23 protein-coding genes and 1 riboswitch are annotated in these 25,831 nt (G+C 65.2%); of the genes, 13 read left to right on the top strand and 10 right to left on the bottom strand.

Annotated features, from left to right (window positions below; translation table 11 throughout):
* Positions 1-279: 279 nt before the first annotated feature.
* Both BGI01S_RS26150 and BGI01S_RS26145 read left to right on the top strand, forming a co-directional pair.
* Positions 280-4,983, top strand: coding sequence for a glutamate synthase-related protein (locus tag BGI01S_RS26150; protein WP_042329219.1), 4,704 nt, complete (start codon positions 280-282; stop codon positions 4,981-4,983).
* A gap of 115 nt (positions 4,984-5,098) precedes the next feature.
* Positions 5,099-6,568: a glutamate synthase subunit beta gene (locus BGI01S_RS26145; RefSeq protein WP_042329218.1), complete on the top strand. Its 1,470-nt coding sequence runs from the start codon at positions 5,099-5,101 to the stop codon at positions 6,566-6,568.
* Positions 6,569-6,782: 214 nt separating this feature from the next.
* On the opposite strand, the gene BGI01S_RS26140 is transcribed toward BGI01S_RS26145, so the two are convergent.
* Together BGI01S_RS26140 and BGI01S_RS26135 are read right to left on the bottom strand one after the other, a co-directional pair.
* Entirely contained in the window at positions 6,783-8,048 is a 1,266-nt protein-coding gene (locus BGI01S_RS26140; RefSeq protein ID WP_042329215.1) for a D-amino acid dehydrogenase, read from the bottom strand.
* A gap of 39 nt (positions 8,049-8,087) precedes the next feature.
* Positions 8,088-9,347, bottom strand: coding sequence for an MFS transporter (locus BGI01S_RS26135; RefSeq protein ID WP_042329213.1), 1,260 nt, complete (start codon positions 9,345-9,347; stop codon positions 8,088-8,090).
* A gap of 362 nt (positions 9,348-9,709) precedes the next feature.
* Here BGI01S_RS26135 and BGI01S_RS26130 point away from each other — a divergent pair, with 362 nt between their 5' ends.
* A complete protein-coding gene (locus BGI01S_RS26130) occupies positions 9,710-10,660 on the top strand; it encodes a tyrosine-protein phosphatase (RefSeq protein ID WP_042329211.1) in 951 nt (316 codons plus the stop codon).
* 172 nt (positions 10,661-10,832) lie between these two features.
* Here BGI01S_RS26130 and BGI01S_RS26125 read toward each other — a convergent pair whose 3' ends face one another.
* The 3 genes from BGI01S_RS26125 to BGI01S_RS29835 form a co-directional block, all read right to left on the bottom strand.
* On the bottom strand, positions 10,833-12,128 hold the full coding sequence (locus tag BGI01S_RS26125) for an ATP-binding protein (protein WP_042329209.1): 1,296 nt from the start codon (positions 12,126-12,128) through the stop codon (positions 10,833-10,835).
* The gene (locus tag BGI01S_RS26120; RefSeq protein ID WP_042329208.1) at positions 12,125-12,865 is read right to left on the bottom strand and encodes a response regulator; all 741 of its coding nucleotides are present in this window, start codon (positions 12,863-12,865) and stop codon (positions 12,125-12,127) included. Before BGI01S_RS26120 ends, BGI01S_RS26125 begins: the two co-directional genes overlap by 4 nt.
* 196 nt (positions 12,866-13,061) lie before the next feature.
* Entirely contained in the window at positions 13,062-13,295 is a 234-nt protein-coding gene (locus BGI01S_RS29835; RefSeq protein ID WP_157004265.1) for a hypothetical protein, read from the bottom strand.
* On the opposite strand from BGI01S_RS29835, the gene BGI01S_RS29830 reads away from it, so the two are divergent.
* From BGI01S_RS29830 to BGI01S_RS26100, 4 genes are all read left to right on the top strand, one after another.
* Entirely contained in the window at positions 13,294-13,476 is a 183-nt protein-coding gene (locus BGI01S_RS29830; RefSeq protein ID WP_084585501.1) for a hypothetical protein, read from the top strand. The genes BGI01S_RS29835 and BGI01S_RS29830 overlap by 2 nt on opposite strands.
* Before the next feature lie 45 nt (positions 13,477-13,521).
* Entirely contained in the window at positions 13,522-13,689 is a 168-nt protein-coding gene (locus BGI01S_RS26110) for a DUF6726 family protein (RefSeq protein WP_322786973.1), read from the top strand.
* Positions 13,690-13,692: 3 nt separating this feature from the next.
* Positions 13,693-14,406, top strand: coding sequence for a hypothetical protein (locus tag BGI01S_RS26105; protein ID WP_042329204.1), 714 nt, complete (start codon positions 13,693-13,695; stop codon positions 14,404-14,406).
* A gap of 120 nt (positions 14,407-14,526) precedes the next feature.
* Positions 14,527-15,198 carry a flagellar basal body L-ring protein FlgH gene (locus BGI01S_RS26100; RefSeq protein ID WP_042329202.1) on the top strand — a complete coding sequence of 224 codons (672 nt, stop codon included), beginning with the start codon at positions 14,527-14,529 and terminating at the stop codon, positions 15,196-15,198.
* 60 nt (positions 15,199-15,258) lie between these two features.
* On the opposite strand, the gene BGI01S_RS26095 is transcribed toward BGI01S_RS26100, so the two are convergent.
* From BGI01S_RS26095 to BGI01S_RS26075, 5 genes are all read right to left on the bottom strand, one after another.
* On the bottom strand, positions 15,259-15,996 hold the full coding sequence (locus BGI01S_RS26095; protein ID WP_042329200.1) for a response regulator: 738 nt from the start codon (positions 15,994-15,996) through the stop codon (positions 15,259-15,261).
* Between the two features lie 90 nt (positions 15,997-16,086).
* Positions 16,087-16,728 carry a hypothetical protein gene (locus tag BGI01S_RS26090; protein WP_042329196.1) on the bottom strand — a complete coding sequence of 214 codons (642 nt, stop codon included), beginning with the start codon at positions 16,726-16,728 and terminating at the stop codon, positions 16,087-16,089.
* 71 nt (positions 16,729-16,799) lie between these two features.
* Positions 16,800-17,261, bottom strand: coding sequence for a hypothetical protein (locus BGI01S_RS26085; RefSeq protein WP_042329194.1), 462 nt, complete (start codon positions 17,259-17,261; stop codon positions 16,800-16,802).
* Between the two features lie 193 nt (positions 17,262-17,454).
* A complete protein-coding gene (locus BGI01S_RS26080) occupies positions 17,455-18,240 on the bottom strand; it encodes an SDR family NAD(P)-dependent oxidoreductase (RefSeq protein ID WP_042329274.1) in 786 nt (261 codons plus the stop codon).
* Positions 18,241-18,263: 23 nt separating this feature from the next.
* Entirely contained in the window at positions 18,264-20,015 is a 1,752-nt protein-coding gene (locus BGI01S_RS26075; protein ID WP_042329192.1) for an ABC transporter ATP-binding protein/permease, read from the bottom strand.
* 407 nt (positions 20,016-20,422) lie between these two features.
* Positions 20,423-20,546, top strand: a riboswitch (TPP riboswitch).
* Between the two features lie 245 nt (positions 20,547-20,791).
* On the opposite strand from BGI01S_RS26075, the gene BGI01S_RS26070 reads away from it, so the two are divergent.
* The 6 genes from BGI01S_RS26070 to mlaE all read left to right on the top strand — a co-directional run bounded on the left by BGI01S_RS26070 (position 20,792) and on the right by mlaE (position 25,823).
* Positions 20,792-21,922 (top strand): FAD-dependent oxidoreductase, encoded by a 1,131-nt coding sequence (locus BGI01S_RS26070; protein WP_042329190.1) that lies wholly within the window; start codon positions 20,792-20,794, stop codon positions 21,920-21,922.
* A 66-nt stretch (positions 21,923-21,988) separates the two neighbouring features.
* Complete coding sequence (gene thiS, locus BGI01S_RS26065) at positions 21,989-22,186, top strand: sulfur carrier protein ThiS (RefSeq protein ID WP_042329272.1); 198 nt, start codon at positions 21,989-21,991, stop codon at positions 22,184-22,186.
* 41 nt (positions 22,187-22,227) lie between these two features.
* Complete coding sequence (locus BGI01S_RS26060; RefSeq protein WP_042329270.1) at positions 22,228-23,043, top strand: thiazole synthase; 816 nt, start codon at positions 22,228-22,230, stop codon at positions 23,041-23,043.
* Positions 23,040-24,143 (top strand): thiamine phosphate synthase, encoded by a 1,104-nt coding sequence (gene thiE / locus BGI01S_RS29825; protein WP_084585499.1) that lies wholly within the window; start codon positions 23,040-23,042, stop codon positions 24,141-24,143. Before BGI01S_RS26060 ends, thiE begins: the two co-directional genes overlap by 4 nt.
* 94 nt (positions 24,144-24,237) lie before the next feature.
* Positions 24,238-25,059: an ABC transporter ATP-binding protein gene (locus tag BGI01S_RS26050; protein ID WP_042329188.1), complete on the top strand. Its 822-nt coding sequence runs from the start codon at positions 24,238-24,240 to the stop codon at positions 25,057-25,059.
* Positions 25,056-25,823 (top strand): lipid asymmetry maintenance ABC transporter permease subunit MlaE, encoded by a 768-nt coding sequence (gene mlaE, locus BGI01S_RS26045; protein ID WP_042329187.1) that lies wholly within the window; start codon positions 25,056-25,058, stop codon positions 25,821-25,823. Before BGI01S_RS26050 ends, mlaE begins: the two co-directional genes overlap by 4 nt.
* The last annotated feature ends 8 nt before the right edge of the window (positions 25,824-25,831 follow it).

The raw sequence follows: 25,831 nt of genomic DNA, 5'->3' as shown, positions 1-25,831 counted from the left end.
GGAGCTACACGGAAACGGCATCGTGCATGCCGTTTTCTTTTGCCCCATTTTGATATGGCACCAATAAAAAATGACCGCAATGCACCAATTTGATAATTGGGGATCGAACATCACGTTTTATTTGCTATTCCTTTGATTCGTCGCGTATATTCCGAATTCCGGCGCTTTTCGATACGCGTGTCATCCAGCGTAGAGAGCGCCGTCGCGGGTGCGCTGCCAGCCGCGGCAATAGAAAAACGGTTTTAACGGCCTGTTCGGCCCCTCACAGACGGTGTCCCCATGAACGACCACCAGCAACCGATTCACCCGGTTCCCGCCGCGCAAGGTCTTTACGACCCGCAAAACGAGCACGACGCCTGCGGCGTCGGCTTCGTCGCTCACATCAAGGGCCAGAAGAGCCACGAAATCATCGAGCAAGGTCTGAAGATTCTCGAGAACCTCGACCACCGGGGTGCTGTCGGCGCCGATCCGCTGATGGGCGACGGCGCAGGCATCCTGATCCAGATTCCGGACGGTTTCTATCGTGAGGAAATGGCGAAGCAGGGCGTGACGCTGCCGCCGCACGGCGAGTACGGCGTCGGCATGGTGTTCCTGCCGAAGGAACACGCATCGCGCCTCGCTTGCGAGCAGGAGCTGGAGCGTACGGTTAAGGCCGAGGGCCAGGTCGTGCTGGGCTGGCGCGACGTGCCGGTCGACCACACGATGCCGATTTCGCCGACCGTGAAGGCGAGCGAGCCGCTGATCCGTCAGATCTTCATCGGCCGCGGCAAGGACATCATGGTGACCGACGCGCTCGAGCGGAAGCTGTACGTGATCCGCAAGACCGCGAGCCACCGCATTCAGGCGCTCAAGCTGCAGCACGGCAAGGAATACTTCGTGCCGTCGATGTCCGCACGCACGGTCGTCTACAAGGGCCTGCTGCTGGCCGGCCAGGTCGGCGTGTACTACCGCGACCTGCAGGACGAGCGCACCGTCTCGGCTCTCGCGCTGGTGCACCAACGCTTCTCGACCAACACGTTCCCGGCGTGGGAACTGGCTCACCCGTACCGCATGATCGCCCACAACGGCGAAATCAACACGGTGAAGGGCAATGTCAACTGGCTGAACGCCCGTACCGGCGCGATCGCGTCGCACGTGCTCGGCGACGACCTGCCGAAGCTGTGGCCGCTGATCTATCCGGGCCAATCGGACACCGCGTCGTTCGACAACTGTCTCGAACTGCTCGTGATGGCCGGCTACCCGCTCGTCCACGCCATGATGATGATGATCCCGGAAGCGTGGGAACAGCACACGCTGATGGACGACAATCGCCGCGCGTTCTACGAATACCACGCCGCGATGATGGAGCCGTGGGACGGCCCCGCCGCGATCGCCTTCACCGACGGTCGTCAGATCGGCGCGACGCTCGACCGTAACGGTCTGCGTCCGGCGCGCTACATCGTCACGGATGACGACCTCGTCATCATGGCGTCGGAAGCGGGCACACTGCCGATCCCCGAGTCGAAGATCGTCAAGAAGTGGCGTCTGCAGCCGGGCAAGATGTTCCTGATCGACATGGAGCACGGCCGCATCATCGACGACAAGGAATTGAAGGACAACCTCGCGAACGCCAAGCCGTACAAGAGCTGGATCGACGCGGTCCGGATCAAGCTCGACGAAATCGAGCCGAAGGCCGAAGACGTCGCGACGGAACGCCGCGAAGCCGCTGCTTTGCTGGATCGTCAGCAGGCGTTCGGCTACACGCAGGAAGACCTCAAGTTCCTGATGGCACCGATGGCGCAAGCCGGCGAAGAAGCGGTCGGCTCGATGGGCAACGACTCGCCGCTGGCGGTCATGTCCAACAAGAACAAGACGCTGTATCACTACTTCAAGCAGCTGTTCGCGCAAGTGACGAACCCGCCGATCGACCCGATCCGTGAAAACATGGTGATGTCGCTGGTGTCGTTCGTCGGTCCGAAGCCGAACCTGCTGGACACGAACAACATCAACCCGCCGATGCGTCTCGAAGTGTCGCAGCCGGTGCTCGACTTCAAGGACATCGCGAAGATCCGCGCGATCGATCAGTACACGGGCGGCAAGTTCAGCTCGTACGAACTGAACATCTGCTATCCGGTGGCTTGGGGCAAGGAAGGCATCGAGGCTCGTCTCGCATCGCTGTGCGCGGAAGCCGTCGATGCGGTCAAGTCCGGCTACAACATGCTGATCGTGTCGGACCGCAAGACCGACCGCGACAACGTCGCGATTCCGGCGCTGCTCGCCACCGCCGCGATCCACACGCACCTCGTGCAGCAAGGTCTGCGCACGAGCACGGGTCTGGTCGTCGAAACCGGCTCGGCGCGTGAAACGCACCACTTCGCGCTGCTCGCGGGCTACGGCGCGGAAGCCGTGCACCCGTACCTCGCGATGGAAACGCTCGGCCAGCTCGCCAGCGGGCTGAAGGGCGACCTGTCGGCGGAGAAGGCGGTCTACAACTTCACGAAGGCAGTCGGCAAGGGCCTGATGAAGGTCATGTCGAAGATGGGCATTTCGACCTACATGTCGTACACCGGCGCGCAGATTTTCGAAGCGGTCGGTCTCGCTGAAGACCTCGTGCAGAAGTACTTCAAGGGCACGTCGTCGAAGGTCGGCGGCATCGGGCTGTTCGACGTCGCGGAAGAAGCGATCCGTCTGCATCGCGACGCGTTCGGCGACAACCCGGTCCTCGCGAACATGCTCGACGCGGGCGGCGAGTACGCGTATCGCGTGCGCGGCGAAGAACACATGTGGACACCGGATGCGATCGCCAAGCTGCAACACTCGGCACGCAGCAACTCGTACCAGACGTACAAGGAATACGCGCATCTGATCAACGATCAGACCAAGCGGCACATGACGTTCCGCGGCCTGTTCGAATTCAAGTTCGATCCGACCAAGGCGATCCCGCTCGACGAAGTCGAATCGGCGAAGGATATCGTCAAGCGTTTCGCGACCGGCGCGATGTCGATGGGCTCGATCAGCACCGAAGCGCACGCCACGCTGGCCGTTGCGATGAACCGCATCGGCGGCAAGTCGAACACCGGCGAAGGCGGCGAGGACGCGAACCGTTATCGCAACGAACTGCGCGGCATTCCGATCAAGAACGGCGACACGATGAAGTCCGTGATCGGCGACGAAGTGATCGTCGACATTCCATTGAAGGAAGGCGATTCGCTGCGCTCGCGCATCAAGCAGGTGGCGTCTGGCCGTTTCGGCGTGACGGCGGAATACCTCGCGTCGGCCGATCAGATCCAGATCAAGATGGCGCAGGGCGCGAAGCCGGGCGAAGGCGGTCAGCTGCCGGGTCACAAGGTGTCCGAGTACATCGGCAAGCTGCGTTACTCGGTGCCGGGCGTCGGCCTGATTTCGCCGCCGCCGCACCACGACATCTACTCGATCGAAGATCTGGCGCAGCTGATTCACGACCTGAAGAATGCCAACTCGGCAGCCAGCGTGTCGGTGAAGCTGGTGTCGGAATCGGGCGTCGGCACGGTTGCCGCGGGTGTCGCGAAGGCGAAGGCCGATCACGTCGTGATCGCCGGCCATGATGGCGGCACGGGCGCATCGCCGCTGTCGTCGGTGAAGCATGCCGGCACGCCGTGGGAACTCGGTCTCGCCGAAACGCAGCAAACGCTGGTGCTGAACCAGTTGCGCGGTCGTATCCGCGTGCAGGCTGACGGTCAGATGAAGACCGGCCGCGACGTCGTGATCGGCGCGCTGCTCGGCGCGGACGAGTTCGGTTTCGCGACGGCGCCGCTCGTCGTCGAAGGCTGCATCATGATGCGCAAGTGCCACCTGAACACGTGCCCGGTCGGCGTCGCGACGCAAGATCCGGTGCTGCGTGCGAAGTTCAAGGGCCAGCCGGAACACGTTGTGAACTTCTTCTTCTTCGTTGCGGAAGAAGCGCGCGAAATCATGGCGCAACTCGGCATCCGCAAGTTCGACGACCTGATCGGCCGCGCCGAGCTGCTCGACACGAAGAAGGGCATCGAGCACTGGAAGGCGAAGGGTCTCGACTTCTCGCGCGTGTTCTATCTGCCGCAAGTGCCGGCTGAAGTGGCGCGCAAGCACGTCGACGTGCAGGACCACGGCCTCGACAAGGCCCTCGACCACACGCTGATCGAGAAGGCGAAGGCGGCAATCGAGAAGGGCGAGCACGTGTCGTTCATCCAGCCGGTGCGCAACGTAAACCGCACGGTCGGCGCGATGCTGTCCGGCACGATCGCGAAGAAGTACGGCCACGACGGTCTCGCCGACGACACGGTGCACATCCAGTTGAAAGGCACCGCGGGTCAGAGCTTCGGCGCGTTCCTCGCGAAGGGCGTGACGCTGGATCTGGTCGGCGACGGCAACGACTACGTGGGCAAGGGCCTGTCGGGTGGCCGCATCATCATCCGTCCGACCAACGATTTCCGCGGCAAGTCGGAAGAGAACATCATCTGCGGCAACACGGTGATGTACGGCGCGATCGAAGGCGAAGCATTCTTCCGCGGCGTCGCGGGCGAGCGCTTCTGCGTGCGTAACTCGGGCGCGACGGCGATCGTCGAAGGCACCGGCGATCACGGTTGCGAATACATGACGGGCGGCACGGTGGTCGTGCTCGGCGAAACGGGCCGTAACTTCGCGGCCGGCATGTCGGGCGGCATCGCTTATGTGTTCGATCCGGACGGCACGTTCGCGGGCAAGTGCAACAAGTCGATGGTCGCGCTCGAGCCGGTTCTGCAACAGGCCGAACAGGAGCGCACGGTCGACAAGGGTCTGTGGCACTGCGCGACGACCGACGAAGCGCTGCTCAAGGGCCTCATCGAACGTCACTTCCAGTTCACCGGTTCGCCGCGTGCGAAAGCGCTGCTCGAAAACTGGGACGCGTCGCGCCGTCAATTCGTGAAGGTGTTCCCGACCGAATACAAGCGCGCGCTGGGCGAACTCGCAGCGAAGAAGGCGAACAAGGAAGTGCTCGCCGCCTGATCCGCCGCGCTGTTCATCAGCAGGACGTCACCTTTAGCCGTACCCGCCGCCGCTCGGCAAGCCGATGCGCGGCGGGACCAGATCACCCCTAGATACAGATAGAGAAGAGAACCACATGGGCAAGGCAACCGGTTTTCTCGAGTTCGAACGCCGCCACGAGGCGTACGAAGCTCCGCTCACGCGTGTGAAGCACTACAAGGAATTCGTCGCGGCACTCACCGACGACGAAGCGAAGATTCAAGGCGCGCGTTGCATGGACTGCGGCATTCCGTTCTGCAACAACGGCTGCCCGGTGAACAACATCATCCCGGACTTCAACGACCTGGTGTTCCATCAGGACTGGAAGAACGCGATCGAAGTGCTGCACTCGACGAACAACTTCCCCGAGTTCACGGGCCGCATCTGCCCGGCACCGTGCGAAGCGGCGTGCACGCTCGGCATCAACGACGACCCGGTTGGCATCAAGTCGATCGAACACGCGATCATCGACAAAGCGTGGGCCGAAGGCTGGGTTGCGCCGCAGCCGCCGAAGCACAAGACCGGCAAGAAGGTCGCGGTGGTCGGCTCTGGCCCCGCCGGTTTGGCCGTCGCGCAGCAACTCGCGCGCGCGGGGCACGATGTCACTATATTCGAGAAGAACGACCGAATCGGCGGCCTGCTGCGTTATGGCATTCCCGACTTCAAGCTGGAGAAGTGGCTGATCGATCGCCGCATGCGCCAGATGGAAGCCGAAGGCGTGACGTTCCGCGCGAACGTGTTCGTCGGCAAGGCGGATTCGCTGCCGGCCTACATCGGTAACACGGCGAAGGAAACCATCACGCCGGCCGAGCTGAAGGAACAGTTCGACGCGGTCGTGATTGCCGGCGGCTCGGAAACGCCGCGCGATCTGCCGGTGCCGGGCCGTGAGCTGGAAGGCGTGCACTACGCAATGGACTTCCTGCCGCAGCAGAACAAGGTCAATGCTGGCGATAAGGTCACGAACCAGCTGCTCGCGAAGGGCAAGCACGTCGTCGTGATCGGCGGCGGCGATACGGGTTCGGACTGTGTGGGCACGTCGAATCGTCATGGCGCGAAGAGCGTCACGCAATTCGAACTGCTGCCGCAACCGCCGGAAGAAGAGAACAAGCCGCTCGTGTGGCCGTACTGGCCGATCAAGCTGCGCACGTCGTCGTCGCATGACGAAGGCTGCGAGCGCGATTGGGCGGTTGCGACCAAGCGCCTCGAAGGCAAGAACGGCAAGGTCGAGAAGCTGATTGCCGCGCGCGTCGAATGGAAGGACGGCAAGATGCAGGAAGTGCCGAACTCGGAATTCGAAATGAAGGCCGATCTGGTGCTGCTCGCGATGGGTTTCACGCAGCCGGTGTCGCCAGTGCTCGAAGCGTTCGGCGTCGACAAGGATGCGCGCGGCAACGTGCGCGCCGCGACCGAAGGCGACAAGTCGTATTACACGTCGGTGGACAAGGTGTTCACCGCGGGCGATATGCGTCGTGGTCAGTCGCTGGTGGTGTGGGCGATCCGCGAAGGTCGTCAGTGCGCGCGCTCGGTCGATGCGTTCCTGATGGGTCATTCGGAGCTGCCGCGTTAAGTTAAACGTCTCTCGGGCTGGTTTCGCCGCTGAAGCGCGAAAGCCAGCCACCCGTTTGCAGGAAGAGGTGGAGACGACAATGTGCTACATAAGCGGCACATAAAGCGGTACAGCAAGCGGTAAAAAAACAAAGCCGGGCCACCTGCGAAGGTGGACCCGGCTTTTCAACATCTGGGCGCTTCCTGCCGCCCGCTGGCGCGATGGAAATGCGCCGCTACTTCCGATACCGTGCCAATGTCAGCCCGTCGAGATCGATCTCCGGCTTGCGCCGCGCGATCAGGTCCGCGACCACGCGTCCCGAACCCATCGACATCGCCCAGCCGGTCGAGCCGTGTCCAAGGTTCAGCCACAGATTCTCCACGCCCGACGGACCGAGCAGCGGCGCGCCGTCGGGCGTCATCGGCCGGCGGCCTACCCAGAAATGCGCGGAGGTCGGATTGGCCGCGTGCGGGAACCAGTCGCCGAGTACTTTCAGCAACGTCTGCAACGCCTGCTCGCGCAAGGTCGTTCGGCTGTCGCCGAGTTCCGCCGTGCCGGCCACGCGCAGATTGTTGCCGAAGCGCGTGATCGCCGTTTTCAGCGACTCGTCCATCAGCGCCGCGCGCGGCGCTTTTTCTTCGTCGATGACGGGCAGCGTCGCCGAATAGCCCTTCACCGGATAGAGCGGCACCTTCACGCCGAGCGGCGCGAGCAGCGCCGCGCTATCCACGCCGAGTGCGACCACCACGGCCTCGGCCTGCACCGTCTCCTCGCCGCGCTCGCTGTCGATATGCACACCACGCACCTTGCAGCCGCGTACATCGAGCGACGCGACTCTCGTGTCGAAACGAAAGCGCACACCGTTGCGCTCGCAGATCGCCCGCAACTCGCGGGTGAAGCGCGCGCAGTCGCCGGCTTCGTCGTCGGGCAGATAGAGACCCGCGAGTGGCGTCTGGCGCGCCCAGCGCAAACCCGGTTCGATCTCGACACACTGCGCCGCGCCGATCTCCCGATGCACGATGCCCGCATCGCGCAGCACCGCGAGCGCCGGTTGCGCAAGTTCGAGGTCGTACTCGCTGCGGAACAGTTGCAGATAGCCCTGGCTGCGGCCGTAGTCAAACGGATGGCGGCCGCGAAATTCGTGCAGGCAATCGCGGCTGTAGTAGGCGATGCGCTGCATCCGCTGCTTGTTGACGCGAAAGCGTTCGAGATCGCATTCGCGCAGCCAGCGCGCGATCCAGCGCCATTGCGCGGGATCGAAGGTCGGCCGGAAGATCAGCGGCGAGGCTGGCTTGAACAGGTACTTGAGAATCTTCGCCGGCATGCCCGGCGCGGCCCACGGCGTCACGTAGCCCGGCGCGATGACGCCCGCGTTGCCGAAGCTGGTGGAGAGCGCGACGTCGGGTTCGCGCTCGATCACCGTGACGTCGCAGCCCTGCTGGCACAGGTAAAAAGCGCTGGCGACGCCGATCACGCCGCCGCCGAGAACGATCGTTTTCATGTGTGTGTACTGCGCGAATTCGGGCGAATGCTGGCGACTTCAGGAAGCGGTGCGGGTCGCCCCAAGCACCTTGCCCTTGGTTTCAGGCAGACACAACGCGGCGACGATCACGAGCAGGTAGCCCGAGCCGGCCACGATGCCCATCGCCTTCACGAGCGTCATGGTTTGCGACAGTGTACCGACGAGGATCGGAAAGAACGAGCCGAGTCCGCGCCCAAGGTTGTAGCAGAAGCCCTGGCCCGAACCGCGTATTTCGTTCGGATAAAGCTCCGACAGATACGCGCCCACGCCAGCGAAAATCCCTTGCACGACGATGCCGAGCGGAAAGCCGAGCGCGAGCATCATCAGGTCGGTGATCGGCAGCATCGTGTAGACCATGCCGAGCACGAACGAGCCGATCGCGAACAGCACGAACGACGGACGCCGGCCTATCCGGTCGCACAGGATGGCTCCGACGATATAGCCGGTGAACGAACCGACGATCAGCACGATCAGATAGCCGCTGGTGTTGAACACCGACAGATGGCGCACGGTCTTCAGATAAGTCGGCAGCCACGTGGTGATCGCGTAATAGCCGCCGAGCATGCCGGTGCACAACACGCTGCCGAGCAGCGTGGTCTTCACATGCGCGGCCGAGAAGATCTGCATGAAATGCGAGGTGTCGAAACCGCTTTCGCGGGCGCGGCGCGTCTCCAGGTAAATCTCCGGGTCGCTCACATTGCGGCGGATGTAGATGATCCACGCCGCGGGCAGCAGGCCGATCCAGAAGCACGCGCGCCAGGCGTACTGTTCCGGCAGCAGGGCGAAGGCTGCCCAGTAGACGATCGCCGCCGCGGCCCAGCCGAACGACCAGCTGCTTTGCACGGTGCCGACCGCTTTGGCGCGATGCTGCGGCGAGCGGATCGTCTCGGCCATCATGATCGTCACCACCGACCACTCACCGCCGAAGCCGATGCCCTGCAGCGTGCGCGTCGTGAGCAGTTGCCAGAACGAATTGGTGAAGCCGGAGAGGAAGGTGAAGATCGCGAAGGTGGCGATGGTCCATTGCAGCACGCGGATGCGCCCATAGCGGTCGGCGAGAATGCCTGCGAGCCAGCCGCCGATGGCCGACGAGATCAGCGAACTGGTGGCGATCATGCCAGCTTCGCTTTTGGTCATCCCCCATGTCGCGATCAGCGTCGGGATGAGGAACGAGTAAATCATGAAGTCGAAGGCATCGACCGCATAGCCGCCGAAACCGGCGTAAAGCGTGCGACGTTCGCGCGTGGTCAGCTCGGTGAACCATTGGAGAGAAGGCATGTTTTGTTGTGGTCTCCAGGTCTTTCTGCCGGCGGCGGCTTGATAGAAGGGTGTTTGTATTCTACGGGGATGAGGCGTCGTGCGGCCAGTTGTGGTCAAAAATGGCGGGCTCGGTAATCGCGGATAAGCGTCGCTAACCGTCGCTAATCGCCGATAAGAAAGCAGGCCACTGGAAACGGCTCCGCACGCAGCGCAACGTCTTGCAGGCTGGCCGATCATGCCGCCGCCAGTGGCCCAACCCGCACCTCGCCTTCCCTTACCAACTACTACCGTGTAACGCAAAAGATATTGACCACCGTTAAACTGCGCGCGCAGCGTCGATGCTGCGAACCCCCTCCTCACGTCCGCGTCACCCACGCCTAATGCCCGCAACCGCGAAAAACCGCTCGCCGTCCCGCCGCTTCGCGAGTTCGATCGTGAGGGCCCAGTACGGCATGCGCGACTCGGTATCGCTGTCGCGCAGGGGCTTCCTGAAGGGCTCCGCGAATGTGGTGCTGGCCTCCGGTTTCGGCGGCGCGCTGCTGTCGGCGTGCGGCGGCGGCAATCTCGACGCCGAGTTGCCGGAAACGCCGCGTCTTGCGTCGGTCAGCAACTTTCGCGATCTGGCGGGTGTCGGCGCGGGCTACATGACCGTCGACGGCAAGCGGATGCGGCGCGGTGCGTTCTATCGCGCGAATGTGCTGACACTGAGCAGCGCCGACGAAGCGTCGATCGACAAACTCGGCATCGCATCGGTCTACGATCTGCGCACGCCCGGCGAAGTCGCGCGGGACGACGATGTGCTGCCGGCCGGCGCGACGGCGCAGACGTTCAACGTGCTCGGCAGCAGCGACTTCGTGGTGCCCCCGCTGGACACGGCGGCGGCCGCCGCCGCATTCATGGAAGCACAAGCGCGCGGCTATGTGACCGGCGCCGCGCAACGCGCGGCATACGGCACGCTGCTGACGCATCTGGCCGACGGCGCCGGCGCGCAACTGTTTCATTCGAACGCGGGTAAGGATCGCGCGGGCTGGGTCGCGGCGCTGCTGCTGAGCATCTCCAACGTGCCGCTCGACGTGATCATGCAGGACTATCTGCTCAGCAACATCTATCTGGCGACGTCGATCAATGCGCAGGCCGACACGCTGCGCGCGCAGGACGGCGAGGCCGTCGCCGCGATCCAGTTGCCGTTGCTGGAAGTTCAGGAGAGTTATCTGCAAGCCGGCTTCGATCAGGTGCAGTCGAGCTACGGCACGATGGCGAACTATCTGACGCGCGGCCTCGGCATGTCGCAAACCACGATCGACACGTTGCGCGCCCGGCTCGTGAGCTGAACCGCGCGAGCGTCGCGGGCAAAAAAAAGTCCGCCCCAGGTAGGCGGGCGGACAGAGAAGGGCGGCATCGAGGTTGCAGTCGATGACTATACGGCCGCGATTATCGCGAAGGTCCATCCGGTAAGGGCACGTAAGCGCCCCGTACGCCGATCCGCTCCTCGGCGCTTTCCGATTACGCCGGAGCCGCCGCAACCGGCAATTCGATCCGCACGTCCAGCCCGCCTTGCGCGTGATTGCGCACATGACAACGTCCGCCGCGATCATGCGCGAGCCGCGCGACGATCGCGAGGCCAAGTCCGCAATGGCCTTCGCCGCCACGCGCCGCGTCGAGTCGCACGAATGGTTTCATCGCGGCGGCGATGCGCTCGTCGGGAATGCCGGGACCGTGGTCCCGCACGCTGATCACCCAGTGGCGATCGTCACGCGCGGTGGCGATGTCGACTGGCGGCGTGCCGTGTTCGAGCGCGTTGTCGACGAGGTTCGTCACGAGCCGGTCGAGCAGCGTGCGCGGCAACGTGAACGATGGGCCTGCCTGCAGATCGAGCCTGAACAGCGGCGCTTCCGCGCTGTCGCCCGACGTCTCGCCGATAGCGTCGCCGGACGAGAACTGCTCGCGCAGAAACTCTTCGACTTCGATCGGCGGACCGGCGTCGGCGGATTGACCGGCGAATTCGAGAAACTGCTGGACGATGTTGGTCAGCGAATCGACGTCGCGGATCAGACCGGCGCGCTCGCTCTCCGCCACCAGCACGCTCGCGCGCAACTTCAGCCGCGTGAGCGGCGCTTTCAGGTCGTGTGCGACGCCGGCCAGCATCACCGCCTGGTCGTCGCCGGCTTCGTTCAGACGCCGCATCATGTCGTTAAACGAGCCGATCAGATCGCGCAGTTCGCGCGGACCTTGCACGGTCACCGGCTCGGGCCGCCCGCCCGAGCCGAATGCGCGCGCGGCGTCGGCAACACGCGACAGCGGCCGCTGCATCTGCCACACGGCGAACAGCGAAAGTATCAGCGCGGCGAGCAGCATCGACGCGCCTTCGATCAGAAAGCGCGGGCGCGGCGGCACGTCGACCGGCACGACGACCCAGTTCGACTTGCCCGGGAACAGCACCCAGAGTTGCGGCGGATGCACGTCGTCGACGGCGATCTGCGTGCCGGGCGGCAGGTTCTCTCGCAGATGCCGGGTCAGTTCAACGAGCGGATGAGTGGTCGGCGTGCGCAGATGCACGCTGGCCGGCATGTTCCAGGTGGGGACCAGATGCACGCGCAACGCGGGCGCGAGCGCGGCGCCCTTGAGCGGCTCGCCGTTGATCGCTTGCAGCACCAGCAGAATGCCGCGTGCAAAGCCGTCGACTTCATGGCGCGGCGGCTGCATCACCACCAGCACGAACCAGCCGGCCTGAATCGCGAACAACACCGCCGCCGACAGCAACGCCATTCTGCCGAACAGCGTGTTCAGCGGATTTTTCATGCGCCTGGTGTGGCCTCGTCGGCGAAGGGTGTGCCGTCGGCGTCGGGCACGAACACGTAGCCTTTGCCGCGCACCGTCTGCACGTAGCAGGGATTGGACGGGTCGTCCTCGATCACGCGGCGCAGGCGCCAGATCGGCACGTCTAGACTGCGGTCGCGGAACGCGAGGTCGTCACGATGCACGAGGTCGTGAATCAGCACGCGCGACAACACCTTGTACGGGTTGTTGACGAAAATCTTCAGGAGCGCGAATTCACTGTCGCGCAACGGCAGCTTCGAATCGTCGCGCGATAACGAACGGGTCGCGAAGTCGAGTTCGAACGGGCCGAAACGATAGCGCTTGCGGGCTTCCGGAGCACTCGTCGTGGACGGCCCGCGACGGCGCAGCACGGTCTGGATGCGCGCGAGCAATTCGCGCGGATCGAACGGCTTGGTGAGGTAGTCGTCCGCGCCGAGCGACAGCCCGACGATGCGGTCGGCCACGGTGCCGCGCGCGGTCACGAAGATCACCGGAATGTCGTCGCCGGCGGCGCGCAGCGCGGTGAGCGCACGCAGGCCGTCGGTGTTCGGCATCATGATGTCGAGTACGACGACCGACGGCCGCTCACGTTCGAGCCGCCGCTGGAGATGGGTGCCGTCGTGCAGCACGGACGCGTCGAAGCCGTTCGATTGCAGAAACTTGCATAGCAGATCGCGTACGACCGGATCGTCGTCGACGATAAGGACCTGTGGATTCATGGCGAAATTCTAGACTGGCGCACGCGACGCGCGCCCCGCTGTTTTCTTACCAATGCTTACGATGCGCCGCGTGGCCCCGGTCGACTAGCGCGTGAGGCCCGCCACGCAAGGCTGACGGCATATTTCAATGCGGCTCGCAGCATGCCGGCGCGCGCAGTTTCGCGGAATTCGTGCCGTATCGCCGCTCTCCGTCCGGTCAAAAATGACGGTCCGCATTCGCAGCCGTCGAAGCCGTTGGAACCAATGGCAACCACTCGGAACGCCTCGTAAGCAGCGCCGGAAAGCGCGCTTTGCTTCGCGCATCGCCGCCGCCAATGCGGCGCGATGATTCGCCGTGAAGTACGTTGCGTCGCGTGCCGCAGACAGCCTCGATGCGCTGGATCGCGGCCGCGGCGTGAAATCGAAACCCGTGCCACGCGAGGCTCATCATGACCATTCCCAGCAACCTCAGTTCGACCCACTTTCCGTCACCGGCGTCCACGCCGGCGACGGCCAAACCCGCGACCGCCAACGGCCCGGCCGCGAGTGCGCAGCCGCAGGAGAGCGCGGTTCGCACGCAGCCGTCGCCGCCCACGGGGCTCGTCGGACATAACGTCAATACGACAGCCTGATCCCACGAGGCCCGTGTGTCGATTCCGAGAATTCTCAACCGCTCCCTGCGTGTCGCCGCGTGCCTCGGGTTCGGCGCGGCGCTGCTGCCGCTCGGCGGCTGTGCCGCCGCCGCGCTGCCGTGCCGGCTGACTTCGGCCACGCTGAAAATCATCCCGGTCGTCGGCCATGCCGCGGCCACGCCGTTCGATATGTGTGCCTCCGCGATCGACTGAACCATGACTCTCACACGGATTGTCTGCGCATTGACGCTGCTGGGCGGCGTCGTTTCGCTGACCGCTCACGCACAGCCCGCCGCGCGCGAAGCGAAGGCGTCCGGCGGCGCGTCGAACAACGCGTCCGCCGACGCACGGCGGCGCTCGCAGGACGCGCCGTTTGCTTTTCGCGGCGTCGCGCTCGGCATCACGCTCGACGAATTCCGCGCGAGCTCGACCGTGCGCGCGACGCCGCTCGGCAGCGTGCCGGTCTGCGAGACCGATGTGCAGGCGGGCACGCTCGGCATGCGGCTGAAGTCGCGCGAGAGCCTGACGGTCGCGTGCCGTTGGGCGCATCGCGTGGATGATCGTTGGGCGATGTCGCAAGCGGTGGTCGACGGCGCGCCGGCGCTCGAGCACGTGCTGCGCTTCGCACGCACCGATGCGCAAAGCGCGCTGCGCCTGTACGAGATTTCGTTCGTGATCGACGAACTCACCGCCGAGGACTTGCGTGAAGCGCTCGCGGATCGCTACGGGCCGCCGCGTCTCGCGACGCACAGCGTGGCGTCGTCGAGCGCGTTGCCGATGTATGTGTGGGAAAACGCGGTCAGCTCGATCACGTTGTGCTTTTTGCCCGGCAGTCGCAACGGCACGCTCACGTATCTGCTGAAGGGTTCGGACGCGTGGGTGAAATCGGTCGTGCGGCAATGGCAGGCAAGCGGCGCCGAGGCGGGGTGATGAGTCGCCTTGGTGCCTGGCGTGATGTCGCTTGTGGCTCTTGTCGTGCGCGTTTATCCCACGTGCGCCAAGCCCATTTATAACCCGGCCTGTCCGGCCGATCCGCTTCAGGGAGCACGCATGACCGCGCTACGTTTCACGGTCGCATTAAGCGTCGCGGCTTGTCTCGCTGCTTGCGCGAGCCATCAGCAGAACTCGATCGTCGAGACGCCGATGGCGCCGCCGCTCGCGTCGGCGCCGCTGAACGTCAACACGCAAGGCGCGATCTACCAGGCGGGCACGCCGTTATTGTTGTACGAGACGCCGCGCGCTCAACATATCGGCGATGTGCTGACGATCCGTCTCGCGGAATCGTATAGCGGCAACAACAGCTCGACCGCCGCGGCGAGCCGCGCGAGCAGCATCACCGCCGATGCCGCCGATCACTCCACCAACGCCGCCGCGCGTCTCGCGAGGCTTTTCAACATCGGCTCGGCGAGCACCGACAACAAAGGGCAGGGCAGCCTCACCGACGTCAGCGGCATGACCGGCACGTTGGCCGTCACCGTGATCGGCACGATGCCGACGGGCAACCTGGTGGTATCGGGCGAGAAAGTGATCGCGATGGGCGGCAACCGCGACCGTCTGCGGTTGTCGGGCATCGTCAATCCGAAGGACATCGAAGCAGGCAACTACGTGGCGTCGAGCAAGGTCGCGAACGCGCGCATCGAGCAGGCCGGCGTGGGCATGGTGTCCGACGCCACTACGATGGGCTGGTTGCAGAGAATGTTCCTGAGCGTGCTGACTTTCTGACGCTGTGTGCGTGATGGTGAGGCGAGGCCGCGCGCTCCGAGCGGCACGCCGCGCGCCGCGTCAGGCAAGCGCCGCGCTGCGTTCCGCCGCGCCAATCTCGCCGTCCGGCACGAACACATAGCCGCGTCCCCACACGGTCTGCACATAGCGTGGCTCCGACGGGTCCACTTCGATCAACCGGCGCAACCGCCAGATCGACACGTCCAGACTGCGATTGCGATGCGCCTCGCTATTGCCGTGCAGTTTCTCCAGCAGTTGCGCGCGCGTGAGCACGGTCATCGCGTGTGTGACAAACACCTTCAGCATTGCGAATTCGCTTGAACGCAGCGTGATGCGCTCGCCGTCGCGACGCAATTCGCGCGCCGGGAAATTCACTTCGAAACGCCCGAAATGATATGGCGCACGCTGTTCCGGCGCGCTCGGCGCAATCGCGCCGCGCCGGCGCAGCACGGTGCGAATTCGCGCGACCAGTTCGCCGGGTTCGAACGGCTTGCCGAGATAATCGTCGGCGCCGAGTTCGAGACCGATCACACGGTCGATCGGATCGGCACGCGCGGTCAGCAGGATCACGGGAATATCGTCGCCGGCGACGCGCAATGCGCGCAGTGCGCTGATGCCGTCGAGTTCCGGCATCATGATGTCGAGCACGATCAGCGCGGGACGCTCTTCCTGCAATTTACGCTGCAGCGCCATGCCGTGTTCGAGCGTGACGACCTTGAAGCCGCGTCCCTGAAGATATTCGCTGACGAGCTCTCGGACGACGGGGTCGTCGTCGACGACAAGAATGGTTTGGTTCATTCAGGTCATCTTAGTGATACGCGCGTGCGGAGCAAAGCGCGCGACACTTTCGAATCCTTTCTCGGGTAAGACAAAGCAAGGAGGCCGCGCTCAATTTGCCTGCGACGTTTGAATGGTTTGCAGCGGCTGGCGCGCGAAATCGGTTTGATCGACCACCATCCGGTCGATCAAACCGCTGAGCTTGGTCGACGCGGAAGAGAAGCGGTCGGTGTTGAGGCCGCCGGTTTGATAGCGAGCCGTGACGAGAATGCGGCCGTCGTGGATCAGCGTCAGATCGATGATCGACAGGTACTGGATCGACTCGTCGCTGAACGAGCGGCGGCCGTAGTCGATTGCCGCGTTGTAGACGAGCCGCGCCTCGCAGCCCGCCGGCGAGGTGCCCGGATTATAGACGTCCGAACGAATGCCTCGACGGTCGAGCGCGAGTTGCAGCGCCGGCACGAAATCGCCAACCGACACCGTCTGATTCACTTCGATGCAGACGTGATGCAGGTCGGCGGGCCTGCCGTTGACGAAGGTCGGCGATGAATAGTTCGCCGCGATCGCGTAGCCCGCCTGGATCACGGAGCCGGTGGCGTCGGCCGCCGAGATCAGCGTCCACGCGCAGCCGTTCAGCCCGAATGCGAGCGGCGCGGCGACGGTCAGCCACGCGCACGGCCGCCACAACCTGACCCACGCGGCTCGGGATGCTTGCATGAAAGCGTCGGCGCATAGGCTCGGCGTGAAGGTCATGAGGCGATGCCTGGTGGCGTTCGGGGAAGGCGGCGACGGCTCGCCACGAAGAACGGCGCGCGGACGCACGCTCAGCGCGTGACGCGCAGGCGCAATTCGTTCTGCCCTTGCACGCTCGCCGTGACGCTGACGCGCCGCTCGGCGGTCGTCACGATGAAATGCTGACGCGTCGGTGTGTTGACGTCGTGCACGAGGTTCGGGAAACACGCGGCGATGTCGGCGCCGAATTCTTCGAGCGGATCGTTGATCACGCCGTCGGCTTGCCAGTGCGCGCGCCAGTGGCAATCGTACGCGTGCGTGCTGGCGCGGCAGTCGTCGGCGTTCGACACGCCCGGCAGTTGCGCGGCGGGCTGACTGTGCAACTGCCGGAAATCGGCGGCGTCGACGATGTGTTGGAGCGCGGGGCAAACGTCTGCCGGCTCGTTCGGTTGAGTGGCTTGCGCTGCGTGCGCGGTGCTCGCGAGCAGCAAGGCTGCGCCGAAAGCGAGCGCGACGCGTTGGGGCAAAGGATGGGAGCGGCGAGCGAATGACATAGGCGGAGAGTCCGTTAGCAGTGAATGACGTTGGGGCCAGGACGGGTTGGCCCGCACGACTATCGTCGCTGCCGGGAAGCATTTTCAAAGCGAGGAACAGCTTGCCCGCTTCGCAAATGCTTTCGAACTCTTCTCGCGTGTTTCAGGATGTTGCGTCGTGTTGCGGAGCGGAGGCGCCGTCGCGTGATGCCGCTCAGCCCAGCGTGAGTCCGCCATCGATATGAATCACCTGCCCGGTGATATGACGCGCTTCGTCGGACAGCAGAAACGCGATCAGCGCAGCGACATCAGCGGGCTCGGCGACGTGGCCGAGCGGCGTCGCTTCGGCGGCGCGCGTCCACACCGACGCATTCTCGGCGCTGGGGCCGCGATCTTTGCGGGTGTAGCCGGGCGCGACGCAATTGACGGTCACGCCGTGCCGCGCGAGTTCGGCGGCGGCGGTTTTGGCCAGCGATTCGAGCGCCGCTTTCGCCGCCGCCGTCGCGGCAAACGGCGCGTCCGCGCGGTAGCGGTGCGCCACGAACGAGCTCAGCGCGATCACGCGGCCGCGCTTCGACGTTTCCAATGCTGCGGTTGCGCGTTTGACGAGGGCAGCGAACGCGGCCGGCATCGCGGCGAAGGCGGCGCTGAAGGTGTCGGGGTGGAGCGCGTTGAGGGTCTGACGTTGCGCGTGGCCCGCGTTCGCGACCAGTTGATCGAGCGCACCGAAGTGCGCGAGCGTTGCGTGGACCACGTGATCCGCGGCGCCGCGTTCGGCAAGATCGCCGAACACCGTCGCGCAACTTGCGCCGCTGGCGCTGCACTCGGCGGCGACTTCGGCGAGACGGTCACGGGCCGCGCTATCGGCGCCACGTGCATGCAACATCAGCGCGACGCGCGGCGCGGCGAGGCGCCGGGCGAGCGCCGCGCCGATGCCGGAGCCCGCGCCGGTGATCAGCACGACGCGCTCGGGACCGGCGCCGCTTACGTGACGGCTCATATCGAATTTATCGCTCACGATGCTCACGCCGCGACCGCTTCGCCCGCACGCTCGACGTCGAGCGTTTCGTCGTGGAACGCAGCGAGGGATTCGCGATGCGCGACGCTGACGATCGCCGCCTTCGGCAGCTTCTCGGTGAACAGGCGATACAGACGCGCTTCGTTTTCCGCGTCGAGCGCGCTGGTCGCTTCGTCGAGGAACAGGTAGTCGGGCTTGTGCAGCAGCACGCGTGCGCCGGCGAGGCGTTGCTGTTCGCCCGGCGACAGAATGCGCGTCCAGTGCCCCGATTCCTGCAGGCGGTCGGCGTACTCCGACAGGTGACAGGTGATGAGCGCTTCGCGGCATTCGTCGTCGGTGTAGGCGTTCGCCGAGGACGGATAGGCGAGCGCCGCCTTCAGCGTGCCGATCGGCATGTAGCTGACCTGCGGGATGAACATCATGCGCGCGTTGACCGGCGCGTCGATCGAGCCGTCGCCGAACGGCCACAGTCCGGCGAGCGCGCGCATCAGCGTGCTCTTGCCCGAACCGGACGGACCGCGCACCAGCCAGCGCGAACCCGGTTGAATCGCGATATCGCGGATGCGCGACAGCGGGTTGCCGTTCGGCAGCGCGAGTGTGAGGCCGTCGGTGGAAAGCTGATCGGCGTCAACGAAATGCAGGTTGATGCCGCCATGCTCGGTGGCCGGCGAGACCGATTCCTTCAGACGCGGCGCGTGCACGACGCGTTTGAATTCGCGCAGCCGGTTCACGGTGGCGCGCCATTCGACGAGGCTCGCATAACTGTTGATGAACCACGAGAACGAATCGCTGACGGTGCCGAACGCGCTTGAAATCTGCATCAGCACGCCGAAGGTGAAGGCGCCCGCGAAGTAGCGGGGCGCGGCGACCACCAGTGGAAAGATGATCGCGATCTGGCCGTAGAAGCTCAGCACGAAGGTGAGCCGCTTGGTGTACTTCATCACCTGCCACCAGTTGTCGCGGATGCGGCCGAACAGCGAGTGCGCGTTCGATTTCTCAGTGTCCATGCCGTTGTAGAACGCGATCTGCTCGGCGTTCTCACGCAGGCGAATCAGGCCGAAACGGAAATCCGCCTCGACTTTCTGCGCCTGGTAGTTGATCGACACGAGCGGATGGCCGACCTTCTGGATGATCAGCGAACCGACCACCGCGTACAGTGCCGCGGCCCACACCATGTAGCCGGGAATTTGCAGCGGCATGCCGCCGAGCGAGATGGTCAGCGCGCCGGCTAGTGACCACAGGATAGTGATGAACGACACCAGCGTGACGACGGTGGACAGCAGGTCGAGCGTCAGCGACAGCGTGGTGGTGGCGAACGACTGCAGGTCGTCGCTGATCCGCTGGTCGGGGTTGTCGGCGAGCCGGTCGCGTTCGATCCGGTAGAAGGCGCTGTCTTTCAGCCACTCGTTCAGGTAGCGCGTGGTCAACCACTGGCGCCAGCGGAAGCCGAGCATCTGGCGCAGATAACGTCCGTACACCGCGAGGATGATGAAGCCGAACGCGAGTCCCGAGAACACCATCAGCAGATGCGGGAAATCGCGCACATTCTTGGTTTGCAGCGCGTTGTAGAAGTCGGCGCTCCAACGATTCAGGCGCACGTTGATCCACACGACGAGCAGGTTCATCACGATGATCGCAATGAGCAGACCCCACGCCATCTTGCGTTCTTCGGAAACCCAGTAAGGTTTGATCAGGCTCCAGGCGGAGACTTTTTCGTCGGGCGGCAGCGCGGGGCTGGCAGAAGTATTGGGTGTCATGAGCGTCCTGAAGAAGTGCAGGCCCGAAGTGCTGATCCGAAGCGCCGGCCCGGTTCCGGCCGGCCCATGTCGGGCTATGCCGCCGCGGACCGGCCCAAGCTTCGGGCCGCTCTGCGACGGTGGTGCGATACCTGCCCGGACGCCGTGTTCGGCGAACGCGCGTCCGGGCGAGCGCCCGATTCTGGCGGCAGGCCCTTAAGCGAAAATTAATTTTCGCCGCCGGTCCTCGCCCCGAGGCCGCCCGTCGCGCGTCGCGCCGAGCGTGCTCGCTGCATCCGGTTCCGGCATTGTGCCAGAGCGCGGAGTCCGCTCGCATCGACGCAAAAAACAGGGTGCCGGATCAAACTTTGGCTGGGCGCGCACGGCGCTGGTTTGCGGGCGTCCAGCCTTTTATGGTCTAATGACCTGCGACGAAACAGGGGTGCTTCGCCCACAGGCGGCTTGATTTTCAGGCTGCGGCGGCGAGGCTGAGAGAGACCCTTTGCACCCGATCCGGGTAATACCGGCGCGGGAAGTTTCCGGAAGCATCCAGTCTTCCATTCCCCGCCGGGCGGCGTCCGTACATGGGTACGCGCGCAGTGCCCGGCCGGCTTCACCCGCCGGTTTCGTCCTGGGTACGTGCGTTTTTTTGTGCCGTACGGAAAGGACTCGATGACCGCCAATTCTTCAGATATGTGTTTTGCTCTTCGCCACGTCGCCGTCGGCGCGCCGTGCTTTAGCCTTGCCGCTTGCCGCTGTGAAACGGAACTCGCGGAGCGCGCGCGGGGGTGCCTGCAATGAACCGTCCCGCACAACCCGATTTCGCCGTCCTCGGCGGCGGTCTTTGCGGCCGGCTGGTCGCGTGGCGTCTGGCGGGGCAAGGGCATCGCGTGGCGCTGTATGAGCGCGGTGACGCCGCCGGCTCGCAGGCCGCCGCGTGGGTCGCCGCGGCGATGCTCGCGCCGCTTGCCGAAGCCGCGAGCGCCGAACTGCTGATCACGCGCCTAGGCGCGAGTTCGCTCGATACCTGGCCGCAAGTGCTGGCCGAATTGCCCGAGCCGGTGTTCTTCCAGCGCAATGGCACGCTGGTTGTCTGGCATCACGCGGACCGTACCGAAGCGCCGCTGTTCGAGCGCCGCGTGCGCTCGAACGCGCCCGCAGACCTGCTCGACGGCGGTTTCGTGACGCTCGCGGGCGCGCAGGTCGGCGCCGCCGAGCCCGCGTTGGCGGGCCGCTTCAACCAGGGTTGGCTGTTGCCGCGCGAAGGCCAGCTGGACAACCGCCAGGTGCTGGCCGCGCTGGCCGCGGGCCTTGCGCAACGCGGCGTCGAAATTCACTGGAACACGCCCGTCGACGAACGCTCGCTGCCGCCCGCGCGCATCACGATCGACTGCCGGGGGCTCGGCGCGAAGGCCGTGCTGCCCACGCTGCGCGGCATTCGCGGCGAAGTCGCGCGCGTGCACGCGCCGGGAATCAACCTGACGCGCCCGGTGCGTCTGCTGCATCCCCGCTATCCGCTGTATATCGCGCCGAAGCAGAACGACCTCTACGTGATCGGCGCCACCGAAGTCGAAGGCGAGGACATGTCTCCCGTCAGCGTGCGTTCGGCACTCGAACTGCTGAGCGCGGCGTTTTCCGTGCATCCGGGCTTCGGCGAGGCGCGCATCCTCGAACTGAATTCGCAGTGCCGCCCGACCCTGCCGGATCATCGGCCCGCCTTGCTGTGGGACGGCGCACGGACGCTGCGCGTGAACGGCCTGTACCGGCACGGCTACATGATCGTGCCCGAAGTCGCCGACGAAGCCGCACGCTTCGCGTCGGCGCTGCTCGACGGCCGCGTTGCCGACGCCGACGCGTTCGCCGACTGGCGCCACGACGCGCGCTGGAGCGAGCTTTTCCAACTGGATTGCACGCGGGAGCCGGCATGAGCATTGCGCGCTTCATTGCCGCTCGCCACACCGCTTTCGCCATCGATTGAACCGTATTCGAACACCATGGACATTCATATCAATCAGAAGCCGTTGTCGCTGCCCGAAGGCGCGACCGTCGCCGATGCGCTCGCCGCGTACGGCGCGCGCCCGCCGTTCGCGGTCGCGCTGAACGGCGATTTCGTCGCGCGCACCCAGCACACGGCGCGCGCGCTGCAACCGGGCGACCGGCTCGACGTCGTGCAACCCGTGGCCGGCGGTTGAACATCGCCCCGCCACGCTTTGCCGGAGACCAGATGATGCAAATGACTTCCCCCCCGACCGCCGACGCGCTCACGCTGTACGGCCAGACCTTCGCGAGCCGAGTGCTGCTCGGCACCTCGCGCTATCCGTCGCTGCAGTCGCTGTCCGATTCGATCGACGCGGCGCGCCCCGGCATGGTGACCGTCGCGCTGCGCCGGCAGATGAACGAGGGCGGCGCTGAAGCCGGCTTCTTCGACCTGCTCAAGCGTCACGGCGTGCCGCTCCTGCCGAACACGGCGGGTTGCCTGACGGTCGGCGAAGCGGTGACCACCGCGCACATGGCGCGCGAAATCTTCGAAACCGACTGGATCAAGCTCGAACTGATCGGCGACGACTACACGTTGCAGCCCGACCCGATCGGCCTGATCGAAGCGGCCGCGCAGTTGATCAAGGACGGCTTCAAGGTGCTGCCGTATTGCACCGAAGACCTGGTGATCGGCCGCCGTCTGCTGGACGCCGGTTGTGAAGCGCTGATGCCGTGGGGCGCGCCGATCGGCACCGGTAAGGGCGTGATCAATCCATACGGGCTGCGCGTGTTGCGCGAGCGGCTGCCGGACGTGCCGCTGATCGTCGACGCCGGGCTCGGCGTGCCGTCGCATGCAGCGCAGGTGATGGAGTGGGGCTTCGACGGCGTGCTGCTGAACACCGCGGTGTCGCAGGCGACCCACCCCGATGCGATGGCGCGCGCGTTCGCGCTGGGTGCCGAAGCGGGCCGCCAGGCTTTTCTGGCGGGGCCGATGGCCGAGCGCGAAAGCGCGCACGCGAGCACGCCGGTGGTCGGCATGCCGTTCTGGCATCAAGACGGGAGCGCCGCATGACGCAGACACTGGCATTGAAGGATCGCGACCTGTTCTGGCCACCCGCCGACGAACTCACCGAGACCACCGAGCGCATTCGCGCGCGCCTCGGCGACTGGCCGCCGACGCATGCGCCGTGGCGCATCTGCCTCACCGCGCCGGACGAGCCGAACGGCGGCGATCTGATCGTGATCGCGGACGCGCAGCAGCATGGCGAGCAGGTGGCGCGCTGGCAGGTGCAGGGCGCCGGCGTGATCGAGGCGGCAGAGGACAAGGCCACGCTGCATCTGGGCGGTGAAAAGTACCGCCTCGAAGGCCACCTGCCGGAAGACTGGATTCCCGCGCTGGCCGCGTTTCTCGACTGCGGTTTCGATCCGCACGATGCGCTGGTGCTTGCGCTCGCGTGGCGCGACGGCGACGAAACCCGCGCGGACGACGCCTTCCCGACCGATCTCGCGCGCTTCCCACGCCTCGCCGGTTTGCCGGGCGCGCCGGCGCAAGCGTTCGCGCGCTGCCCGGACCGGCTCGGCCTGTACCCGGTGCTGCCGACCGCCGAGTGGGTCGAGCGGGTAGTGGGCTTCGGCGTGAAGACGGTGCAGTTGCGTCGCAAATCGGCGGAGCCCGCTGACGAACTGAAGCGCGAAATCGCCCGCTGCGTGGCGGCCGGGCGCGCGCACGACGCCCAGGTGTTCATCAACGACCACTGGCAGGCCGCGCTCGAGGCGGGTGCGTACGGCGTCCACCTCGGTCAGGAGGACGTGTATACCGCCGATCTGTCCGCGCTGGCGGCGGCAGGTGTCCGGCTGGGTCTGTCCACGCACGGTTTCTACGAGATTCTGAAGGCGCTGCATTTTCGGCCGAGCTACATTGCATTAGGCGCGGTGTTTCCGACTACGACCAAGGTCATGCCGACCGCGCCGCAGGGCCTGAAGCGGCTGGCGCGCTACGTGCGCTTGCTCGACGGTGTCGTGCCACTGGTCGCGATCGGCGGGATCGATCTGCAGGTGCTGCCCGATGTGCTGGCGACGGGCGTCGGCTGTGCGGCCGTGGTGCGCGCGGTGACGGAAGCTTCCGATCCGGCGGCCGCCGTTTCTGCGCTGCAACAAGCGTTTACGCAATAATCGTCAGACTTCGTCAACGGACAGGGCACCTCACGGCAGCTTTTGCATGATGGCCCTATAATTCGGCCTTCCGTGTAAAAGGACTGTCAGTTTCGTGTCTTCCTCCCCCGAGACCTTACTCGAGCTGCGCGACGTCGACTTCGGTTACGGCGACCGGCTCGTCCTGTCGAACCTGAATCTGCGCTTCAAGCGCGGTCAGGTCGTCGCGGTCATGGGCGGCTCGGGTTGCGGCAAGACCACGGTGCTGCGGCTGATCGGCGGCCTCGTGCGTGCGCAACGCGGCCAGATCCTTTTTCATGGCCAGGACGTCGGCCAGCAGACGCGTGACGGCCTGTACGCGCTGCGCCGCAAAATGGGCATGCTGTTCCAGTTCGGGGCGCTGTTCACCGACATGTCGGTGTTTGACAACGTCGCCTTCGCGCTGCGCGAGCACACCGATCTTCCGGACGAACTGCTGCGCGACCTCGTGTTGATGAAGCTCAACGCGGTTGGCTTGCGCGGCGCGCGCGACCTGATGCCGTCGGAGATTTCGGGCGGCATGGCGCGGCGCGTGGCGCTCGCGCGCGCGATCGCGCTCGACCCCGAACTAATGATGTACGACGAGCCATTCGCGGGTCTCGACCCGATCTCGCTCGGCATCACCGCGAACCTGATTCGCGCGCTGAATCAGGCGCTGGGCGCGACCTCGATCCTGGTCACGCACGACGTGCCGGAATCGTTCGCCATCGCCGATTATGTCTACTTCCTCGCCAACGGCGGAGTTCATGCCGAGGGCACGCCGGCCGAGCTGCGCGCATCGACCGATCCGACGGTGCGGCAGTTCATCGATGGCGCGCCGGATGGTCCGTTCAAATTCCACTACCCGAGCAAGACGCCGCTGGCGGCGGACTTCGGCATCGGCGGAGGCCAGCCATGATTAGTGCGATCGGTCGCTCGGTGATCGGCGGCTTGGGCACGGCCGGCTACGCCACGCGTTTTTTCCTCCGGCTGCTGCTCGAATTTTTCCCGCTGCTGCGCCGCCCGCGTCTTGTCACGAAGCAGATCCACTTCGTGGGTAATTATTCGCTGGTGATCATTGCCGTGTCGGGGCTGTTCGTCGGCTTCGTACTGGGATTGCAGGGCTATTACACGCTGAACCGCTATGGCTCCGAGCAGGCGCTCGGGCTGCTGGTCGCGTTGTCACTCGTGCGCGAACTCGGGCCGGTGGTCACGGCGCTGCTGTTCGCCGGCCGCGCCGGCACGTCGCTGACGGCCGAGATCGGTTTGATGAAGGCGGGCGAGCAACTCACCGCGATGGAAATGATGGCCGTCGACCCGGTCAAGGTCGTGGTCGCGCCGCGGCTGTGGGCCGGCATTATCTCGATGCCGATCCTCGCCGCGATTTTCAGCGCGGTCGGCGTGTTGGGCGGTTATGTGGTGGGCGTGCTGCTGATCGGCGTCGACCCCGGCGCGTTCTGGTCGCAGATGCAAGGCGGCGTGGACGTCTGGCGCGATGTCGGCGCCGGGGTCGTCAAGAGCGTGGTGTTCGGCCTCGCGGTGACCTTTGTCGCGCTGTTTCAGGGCTACGAAGCCAAGCCAACGCCGGAAGGCGTGTCGCGCGCGACCACCAGGACGGTCGTGTACGCGTCGCTCGCGGTGCTCGGACTCGATTTTCTGCTGACCGCACTGATGTTCAGCTAAGACTGCGC

The sequence above is a fragment of the Paraburkholderia ginsengisoli NBRC 100965 genome (assembly GCF_000739735.1).
In the GTDB taxonomy this organism is placed as follows: Bacteria; Pseudomonadota; Gammaproteobacteria; order Burkholderiales; family Burkholderiaceae; genus Paraburkholderia; species Paraburkholderia ginsengisoli.
The sequence above is the reverse complement of the archived record's forward strand: the minus strand, read 5'-3'. Positions and strand labels throughout refer to the sequence as shown.